We start from the raw sequence: 1,708 nt of genomic DNA, 5'->3' as shown, positions 1-1,708 counted from the left end.
GCACGGTGGTGAGCAGGCTGTCGAACTGCTCGATGGCGTTGGCCAGATCGTTGTCGGAGTGCGCGAGCCGGGTGGTGAAGTCGGCCAGGTTCTGATTGAGCGCGACGAACTGCTGATCGTCGTTGTGCAGTGCATTGACGAAGAGTGCCAGGCTGCGCACCACCGCGAAGAAGTCGCCGCGACCCTCATTCAATGCGGTCAGCGCCTGCGACAGGTTGCTCAGCGTGTTGTTGAACTGCTGGCCCTTGCCGGCCAGCCCATTGGCGAACGACTCGATGACCTCACCGAACGGGCCCTTCGGCTGCTCGGGTGTCGGGCCCAGCTTGGAGATGATGTTGGTGATGCTGTTGCGCAGCTGGTCCCACTCCACCGGCACCTGGGTGCGCTCTTCCGGGATCACCGCGTTGTCGGCCAGCACCGGACCGCCCTTGTAGGCGGGCTCGAGCTGGATGGACCGCGACGCCACCAAGGTGGGGTTGAGAATCACCGCCGAGGCGTTGGCGGGAACCCGGTACTGGTTCTCGTAGTGGAATGTGACCTTCATCTTGTTGCCGACAGGCTCGATCTTGTCGATCGCACCCACCCGCAGCCCCATGATCTGAACCTTGTCGCCCGGGTACAGCGCGTTCGCCGCCGGGAAATAGGCGACCACGGTGTTGGTGTTCAGCTTGTGGTACAGCTGCCAACCGACGTAGCCGACGACGAGCGCCAGGATCACCACCAGCGATCCGATGATCACGGATGCCCGAGTCAGCTTCGGCAGCCGCAGGTTGCGGATATCAAAGATGGTGCTCAATTCTGGCTACCTCCTCCAGCACCGCTGCCGCCACTGCCGCCGGGGGTGATCAACGGGGCGGGCACCTGCGCTCCCGACCCGGGCGGTGCCGGCGGATTCGCCGGGTAACCCGGCGCGAATGTCGACGGTGGCGCTGCGGGACCGGCCGGCGCCAAGTTCTCCGTTCGCGAACCCGGCGGCGCGTTCGGCGGCAGCGGTACCGGAGTGCCCGGCAGGTCTGGTGCCGGCTCTCCTGGCCGCCCGGCGATCGGGATTCCCGGTGTCGGGGGTAAACCGTTGGGGTTCGGCGGCGACGACCTGACGTCGGGCACCCCCAGAAGCGGTCCCGCCAACGGGCCGAAAGGACCCAAGTTCTGGTCGGTGCCCCCACACGGCAGCGGGTTGCCGGGCCGGGGCAGGCCGTCGGCCGGCGGGGTGAACGAGCACGGTGACCCCGGCGCGACAGCAGGACCCGGGTGGTCCGGGGTGCCCTCCAGCACCGGCGGAGCCGGCGGTGGCGCGCCGTTGGGGAACCGGGTTCCGTTGGGGTCGGGGAACCGGAATTCCGGCAGCCCGGCATTGCGGTAGAACTGCTCCGGGTCGATACCGCGTTTACGGAACGCCGCGTCGACGTAGGGCTGCAGGAGTTGGTACGGAAGAATGTTGGCTATTTGCACCTTGAAGTACGGGCCCGACGCAATGGTCTCCCCTAGTTGTACGACGTTGCGGGCGCCCCTGGTGATGCCGTCGGCCAGATCTTGCTTGCGCTCGTTGAGTAGGTCGCTGACCGTGCGCAGTTGCTCCAACACGTGATTGATGTTGGGGTTGTTGTTGATCAGCGTTTTCACCTGGGCCGAGAAATCGGCGATGTTGCCCAGCAATGCGTCGATGGTCTGCCCGCGGGCGTTCATCGCCGCCAGCAGAGTCTTGGTG

At 66.0% G+C, this 1,708-nt stretch carries 1 protein-coding gene and 1 pseudogene; both read right to left on the bottom strand.

What is annotated here, in order from left to right; all coding sequences use genetic code 11:
- The coding region (locus tag WBF82_RS18340) for a virulence factor Mce family protein (RefSeq protein WP_424384383.1) at positions 1-796 on the bottom strand (796 nt) is incomplete at its 3' end.
- Positions 793-1,708, bottom strand: a pseudogene (locus WBF82_RS18335) (mammalian cell entry protein); the annotation flags it as partial. The gene WBF82_RS18340 and the pseudogene WBF82_RS18335, both read right to left, overlap by 4 nt.

This window comes from Mycobacterium sp. (assembly GCF_049673265.1).
In the GTDB taxonomy this organism is placed as follows: Bacteria; Actinomycetota; Actinomycetes; order Mycobacteriales; family Mycobacteriaceae; genus Mycobacterium.
The sequence above is the reverse complement of the archived record's forward strand: the minus strand, read 5'-3'. Positions and strand labels throughout refer to the sequence as shown.